The sequence below is a fragment of the Deltaproteobacteria bacterium genome (assembly GCA_020845775.1).
GTDB lineage: Bacteria > Bdellovibrionota_C > UBA2361 > SZUA-149 > JADLFC01 > JADLFC01.
In genome coordinates this window covers 1-7,333 of the sequence record JADLFC010000031.1, presented here as the reverse complement: position 1 = coordinate 7,333, position 7,333 = coordinate 1, and the positions used below count along the sequence as shown (strand labels likewise).

Annotated in this window: 4 protein-coding genes; 1 reads left to right on the top strand and 3 read right to left on the bottom strand. The window is 46.6% G+C overall.

The features are described from left to right. From IT291_02130 to IT291_02120, 3 genes are all read right to left on the bottom strand, one after another. The coding region (locus tag IT291_02130) for a hypothetical protein (GenBank protein MCC6220019.1) at window positions 1-2,012 on the bottom strand (2,012 nt) is incomplete at its 3' end. A 33-nt stretch (window positions 2,013-2,045) separates the two neighbouring features. After that, window positions 2,046-4,085, bottom strand: coding sequence for a hypothetical protein (locus IT291_02125; GenBank protein MCC6220018.1), 2,040 nt, complete (start codon window positions 4,083-4,085; stop codon window positions 2,046-2,048). Window positions 4,086-4,104: 19 nt separating this feature from the next. Beyond that, window positions 4,105-5,343, bottom strand: coding sequence for a hypothetical protein (locus IT291_02120; protein ID MCC6220017.1), 1,239 nt, complete (start codon window positions 5,341-5,343; stop codon window positions 4,105-4,107). Window positions 5,344-5,562: 219 nt separating this feature from the next. Here IT291_02120 and clpX point away from each other — a divergent pair, with 219 nt between their 5' ends. Then, the gene (clpX, locus tag IT291_02115) at window positions 5,563-6,825 is read left to right on the top strand and encodes an ATP-dependent Clp protease ATP-binding subunit ClpX (protein ID MCC6220016.1); all 1,263 of its coding nucleotides are present in this window, start codon (window positions 5,563-5,565) and stop codon (window positions 6,823-6,825) included. The last annotated feature ends 508 nt before the right edge of the window (window positions 6,826-7,333 follow it).

Sequence of the window (7,333 nt, the reverse complement as noted above, 5' to 3'; positions counted from 1 at the left end):
ACTCCCTGTCCCCGATAGCCGTGACTTAGAAGTGCAGCACCTCCAAACTCGTTCATCTGCTGTTGTCGTTTGTTCATTATCTGTGCGCCATAACTTCCCGCCGCAAGTGGATTCGCGTCCCTTCCCTGATCGGCAGCTCCTTCCGTAAAAGAAGCAAGCACACTGCTTTTGCCCTTCAGAATTGCGTATCCAGTAATGGCCGGAACAGCAAACATTGCCATGCTTATAAACGTATAATGCACGTGGAGGTTATAGCTAGGATCTACTGCCAAGGCCTGTTCAAGCATATCTGGCAGTTTTGCAGAGTAGGAATCGTCGCTTATCGGATTATAAGGCAAGTCGCTTTTCGGAAGCAGGTTCCACAAAATCTTATCGAGAATCATAACGAGCGCAAAGCCAATGTCCCAGCTCTTTACCCATAACCACGTTAGTGGCAAAGACAGAATAACTAACGCCCTATTCGGCAACAAGACTAGCGGGCAAAGAAACGGATAACTCACCCCTAGCAAGTAAAGAATCACTCCCTGCCAATAGGGAAGGTGCATGGCGTAAGAAAATATTTCCTGCATGATGCCAAGACTTCGATAGCGCTGCTGCTCGTTATAGGACACATCCATAAATCCGCCGATTTCAACATGCATTAGTGGCCGCCATCTCGAACCGATTTCCCTTGCCTTTCCCTCTCGCTCTTCTTCCGTGAGGTTTCTATATTCATCCGGCAGCACTCTTCCTACTAGCACCCCATGCTGAATTTGTTGATCCATGTAGGTGCCGGGTTGCAGTTGAAACCCGCGATTGCTATCGCTAGTGTCGGGGTCGTCTAGCCACACGAAATCATCTACTCCCTTCCAGACTTGCGCCTTGTTCTTAATCTGCTGGGCCACCTGACTAAAAGTTGTATCTGAAATGGTGTGGCGCATGAGAAAAATTGCGGCCGCCTCCACTAAATTGCACTCGCCGTTAAGCCCCGCTTCGTGATTGCGATCCTCAAAGTTACTATGAAGTTTTTTTGCTATGGCATAGCAAAGCAACTGTTGGTGGCGCTTGTTGTTCTTATCGAGCGGCGGTTTTAAGTGACTGGCCTCGACCTTCTCGACAAACCATGCCGCTTCCTCCATCACAGCCGTCTGTGCTACGTCCCACACCATGCCGCAGGTTAGAATGTTTTTGCCGTAGTACTTGTGCTCCTTATCGTAGTGCGTAGAGATAAATTCCTGCATAGGATTATCTATTTCAACTAGCTGAAAGCTCTCATAGTCATAGTCCGCCTGTAGCGATGCTCTGGTATTCTTTACTTGCTCAAGAGTTTTGCTAATGGACTGATAAGCCTCGGTATCGTCAGAAGAAGTATTTTTCAGGCGCTCCTCGAGGGACTTTACGACGGCATCGCTAATATTTCGACTCGTCAGCGCAATTGCATATTGCATCATCTTGTCGCACTTCCCATAAAGTGTTTGATGCAATATCTCAAACAGCTCCTTTCTCTGCGGCTTAATGTTTAAGAGCATGTCTAGGGCTTGAGTCCTAGCAATCATCATAAGATCCTCGTCGTTCTCGAATTTTAGTATGACGTCGACGACGGAGTTAACGAGATTGCTAAAAAAGGCGGTATAGTAATAAAAAAAAGCAGCTACCTTAGTAGGTTCTTGGCCGTTCTCTGAATTGCCAATTTTATATTCCTCCAAGCCCTCCATGTAGGCACCATCGATACTGCGCGCCTCTCCACCGCCAAGTTTCCAAGTAACCTCGCTAACGTCTCTTGTGGGCCCGATTAAAAACCAAAACAGAGCAGGCCCAAGCAAAAAGTATCTAGGCATGTTATAGCTGCCAAAGAGGACTACACTGACGATAGCGCCGATTGCGGCCACGACATACGCAAAGGCCCCCATATCCTGAAACCACGTCTGCATATCGACTAACAAGCGCGACTGCTGCGCATACCCCGCCGCTTCTAGCACCGCTGCTACCAACGTGCCTGCCGAGTTTGTCGCTGATGCCACCGCTTGAGCCATATAGAGGCTATCCTATCTAAAACCCTTTAACTTCTACTTAGAAGGCAAATCCAAACTTCCTCCAAACGTAAGCAACTCCCCCAATTGCTGAGACGTCTCCTGCGCCGCAATCGCCGAAGACCACATCGCCGCCCTCTCGGCTTCACCGCGCCTATCTCCTTCTACATGCAATGCCACGAGCTGATTTCTTACCGCCGTTATAGAATCCATCGCACCCAGCTCAAGATAGGAGGACACCCTATTCATCAACTTCATGACGCGGTCTTTCTGATTCCGCGTAAGCTTGGTGTTGTATGTCATGAAATCCAGCGTAATGCTCATCATCCGAAGGTGCAGCTTCTTAAACGCCGTAACTGCCGAAGAGTCACAGAAAGTAGTTATCCATCTATCTCGGCGATCCCCACGTTGATCCGCACCAGTACCCTGGATCTCCAGGGCGAACGAACTGCTACTACTGCTAGCACCGGTCGTCGCTCGCATACCTGAAAGATTGGTGAAATCCGCTGCGGTAAGAGGCCCTCCCATCGAAGCTTCTAACCATAAGCTCCTTAGGCTATCTTCATTGCAATCGTCTTGAGCTTTCCCGTCGAAACAATCACTGATGGTCCCATTGTCGAACCGCCACAAAATATATCGCACTGCTGGGCAAATTCCATGTTTCAAACCCTCTTGCGCAGCTGGACAATAGTACGTACTTCGTCCAGCATGATAGAGGTACAGGTAATCAACTCCGGTCTTAGTTGTTGTTTCAGAACAGTTGTTTATTCGATTATATAAATTCTCGTTAGTGTACTGTAACGCAGATCTCTCGCGAAACACCTCTATCCATTGTGGCACGCTCAAGTAGGGGGGTATATATACGGATTTCACACTGCCAACTTCCTTTTTCATGGCATTTTTATAGCTCTTCCATTTTGGAACAGCGCCCTCTCCTATATGGTTCATCAGATCGTCATAAAGCATACCCGAGTCCGCTTGCTTTAACGGATTAACGAGCAGATAATCGCCATATATCGATCTCCATAGCTGCGCGAAGGATATGATGTTCACCGTGGCGTTGCGGCGAGTTTCTATTCCTAGCAGATTATCAGGCAACCGCGTCCCGATAAACAGCCGATCGGCTAAACTCCAGCCGTCGTTCTCCGCTGGCGAGTTACTTGTTTTTCCACTCTTTGAAAGCTCTGACTTGAATCCTGGACTATTATTAATACTTACATCTCTTTCCGCGCAACAGACGCAGTAGTGATAAGCCCAGGGATAGTCAGACTGGTTCTCCCCTTGTTCGTAGGTTTCCGGCTTTTCACGAGAGTAAGCATTTCTGCATTCATTGTCTGACTGTTTGCAGTAGCTAAGGCTTACATGTTTTAGGTAGTCGGGAAGCGTTCCTGTATCCATAGTCCCTTCCGTACTCTCCTCATTTCTTCCCATTATCCACATGCAGGCCTCAAATTTTTCATTTATATCCTGAAACAGCTCTTCTCTATCGGGATTGGCAATTTGAGCGCTTGTCCAGCTGATCTGTTTTAGAAGCTGATGAGTTGCATCCTGATCCACCTGTTGCTGTGTAGTCGCCAAGGCTGCTGCCACGGTCTTATCGAGATAACTGAGGGTGCTAATGGCTACCCCCCTCACGGTAGCAAAAAGATTCAAATGGTCGTCGCGGGCCTTTGTGTTATCGGCAAATCCCTTTTGTATTGTAGGTATGGACTGAAATGTTATTAGCTGCGACTTGTCGATCTCATCGTCGACATGCACATCCATACTTCCCAAACCCATAACGCCATTCTCGGGAAACATAAATCTTAATTCATCTGTGTCAGTAGGATTAAACAGGATCCTGCTCCTCTTAAAACCAGAATATTCATCTTGCCAGCCATCAAAAGCTTTCCAATTCTCGCGTCCACTAAGCGCCATCTCGTCTTTGGGAGACGTTGTTACGTGGCTGGCGCGTTCAGTTGAGTTCGTCTCACTCTGAGCCACTGAGATAGAAGGCAGTGTCAAACTCAGCAAGAAACTTAACAGTGCTCCCATCAGTCGTAGCCCAGCACTTTTAGGCTGTGGTTGCCTTTTCATCCTTAATTCACTCCCTCCATTAGAACCTATCTACCGATTCAACCCCTGATTTCTTTTCCGAGGATGTTTTCGCCAGCACTCGTGATGGATCGCCCTGCCTATCTTCTTCCCAAAACAAACTCTTCCCATTAGCCTTCGCGATCTCCTCCCGCCCTATCGGCCTTCCTGCGATTTCTTTCTTAACTTCCTCACTCATCTCCAAAGGCAACCCCTGCACCTTCCGCACAAACTCGTACATATGCTTAAAACTCTGCTTTCCCGTCTTTACGTAACTTGTCTTATTTCCCGGTGAGACTACGACTAAGGCTGGAACAAATCCCACGCGAAGGGCTTTTGCGACATTTGCACCATAGAGCACTGGACCCGTCATGCCCGTAAAATCCTTAAACGAATCTACCCATGCTTGGGGATAGCGCTGAGGGGTAAGAGTTACCATGCGAAGGTTTGGGTCGCGCTTAACTACTTGCCATAGTCTTTCCACATCGGGACCCATGTCGCGACACCACTTGCAGTTTAGCGTCGTGAAAAAATATATCTCGGCTTGGCCGTTAGGATCTGGCTTAACTCGCTCTAGTGCTCGCTCGTGAGTCATCTTCCACATAGAGCCATTTTTTTCTCTAGCAGCGGCAAACTGTTTGTTAATAAACTGCCCAACTCCTACCCAGCTCTCCTCGTCGATTACCCCTTGTCGCACCATCGCCTCGCCAATTAAATTGGTTATCTCGCTAACTCTAATCATGAGGTTCGTCATGTAGCGCACGTAGGCATCGGCATATTGCGCTGCCGTCTCTCGGTCACCGTCCTCTAAGGCAGTAGCCATTCCGATAAATGGCCCCGGAGCTTCGGGATTGATGCGAATTGGAAAGTCGGCATCTGGCGCTAGTAAATGTGCAGTTGGATCGCTAGAAACGAATACGTGGGTTTTCTTGTCCGGAGTTGAAACTTCCTCGGCCTTTTTGACGCTTTTTTCTTGCTCTTTTCCAGCAACTTCTTGCTCAACAACTTCGCCCTTGGCTGAATTTTTTGTCTTAGGCGAAGTCTCTTTGGACGCAGAGTTCCCCTTGCTTTCTACAGGTTTATTAGTCGATTTTTCGCCGAAATAATCCTTTACGTTTATTACTTTTTCGCTTTTTAACGGATTTATGCTCTCAGGCGATTCGGCAGTGGCCCGCGACGCGCTAAAACTTAGCAGAAAAATCAGGCTGACGACGATTCTAAAAACCTGTCCTAAAACGGATAAGCTCCTAATATTACACATATTTTCTTTTTCCCTCTTTCAGAAAAGCTTAGGAAAACCTACTCAAATTACCCGTAATTTAAATATTAATGTTCTAAGTATGTTATGGCCGAAGTACTAATCTAAGTGACGTTATGCTTGGCCCCCAGGATGGACCAAAAAAGAAATGAGCCTTGTCGCACTTTCCTGAACTTTTAAGTTTCAAGAGTGCATCTTCAATTGTAGATGGAGGACACGCCAATGATTGGAAAAAATGACAGATTTTCGCGCTCACAAACCCTAGTTTGCTCATTCTGCGAGAAGACTCAGGACGAGGTTAGAAAGTTAGTTGCTGGGCCCTCAGTTTATATTTGCGATGAGTGCGTTGAGTTATGCAATGACATTTTGTGCGAGGAGCTGGGCGACCGCAACAAACCCTCCTTTCAGGATCGCCTTCCTACTCCGCGCGAGCTAAAGGATTTTCTGGATCGCTATGTGGTGGGCCAAGAACGCGCCAAAAAAGTTCTATCAGTTGCGGTTCACAACCACTACAAGCGCATTGAATATCTTTCCGCGGGGTGTAGCGATGTGGAGCTACAAAAATCAAATATACTTTTACTAGGCCCCACTGGTTGTGGAAAAACTCTTTTGGCTCAAATCCTTGCAAAAGTTCTCGACGTGCCATTTGCCATTGCGGATGCTACTAATCTTACCGAGGCCGGGTACGTAGGAGAGGACGTAGAGAGCATAGTGTTAAATTTACTCGTGGCTGCGAATTACGACATTGAAAAGGCCCAGAGGGGAATTATTTATATCGACGAGGTAGACAAGATTTCGAGAAAATCGGACTCTCCTTCAGTTACGCGAGATGTTTCTGGTGAAGGAGTTCAGCAGGCACTGCTAAAACTAATAGAAGGCACGGTAGCAAATTTGCCCCCTAAAGGTGGCCGCAAGCATCCGCAACAAGAGTTTATACACGTAGACACTACAAACATACTCTTCATCTGCGGTGGAGCCTTCGATGGCTTAGAAAACGCCATAAAAAAACGCCTTGGATCTCAAAAAATAGGATTTGGGTCTGACAAAGTATTATCACTTATAGACAAGGAAGAGAGCGTTCTTTCAAAAGTTGAGCCTAAAGACTTACAAACCTATGGCCTCATTCCGGAGTTCATAGGTCGCTTGCCAATAGTTGCCACACTCGACGAGCTTAGTGAGGACGATCTTGTTCAGGTGCTAACGACTCCAGAAAACGCTTTGGTAAAGCAGTACAAAAAACTCTTTGAGTTAAGCAACGTGCAACTGCGCTTTACGGAAGAGGCTATACGACAAATCGCTGCAAAAACGACTCAGAAAAAAACTGGTGCAAGGGGCTTACGCTCTATAATTGAGCAAGTAATGTTGGACACCATGTTTGAAATCCCCAGCGACGGCAATGTGAAAGAGGTAATTGTCTCCGAAAACGTAATTACCAACAACGAAAGCCCATTAGTCGTCTACGAAAACGCCGCACGGACTGGTTAACTAGTCTGTGGGAACGCTTGTCTACAGCAATCCTCAAATGAGAATGGATGAGGGAACCTCGATGTTAAACCTATCACACTAAAGACCTAGTCTCCTGACTGAGACCTGTTGCTCTATATAGTCGCTGTTGACTAATAGCGACTATTCGAGTACGTCTCGATTGTATCTCGTTCCGTTGATTAATTCTTGTTGCGAAACAATAGCAGTCAGTTGCTGCTGGGAGGGGGGAGGAAGGAGGTTTTTAATGATGGAGTTTTTAATCGAGTCCTGGAAAAAGGATCCGAAAAATCTTGTTTATTGTTTTTTGATTATCACTGCCTTTGGTGGAGTGATAATTTACGGTTTTGTAGCAGGCGTTATTAAGCTTGTTAAAAATAATTTTGATCTTGCCCCATTTCGGTGGAGAGATTTTATAAAAGGAACGATATAAAGATAATAATATCGCAAAAGGCACTGGAAATCCAGCATGATTGTCACATTGTTCGAGGAAAGGGGGGGGGCATTAGGT

Excerpts from the sequence above, each read along its gene's own strand:
- clpX (MCC6220016.1), top strand. The coding sequence starts at position 5,563 with ATGATTGGAAAAAATGACAGATTTTCGCGCTCACAAACCCTAGTTTGC.
- IT291_02120 (MCC6220017.1), bottom strand. The coding sequence starts at position 5,343 with ATGTGTAATATTAGGAGCTTATCCGTTTTAGGACAGGTTTTTAGAATC.
- IT291_02125 (MCC6220018.1), bottom strand. The coding sequence starts at position 4,085 with ATGAAAAGGCAACCACAGCCTAAAAGTGCTGGGCTACGACTGATGGGA.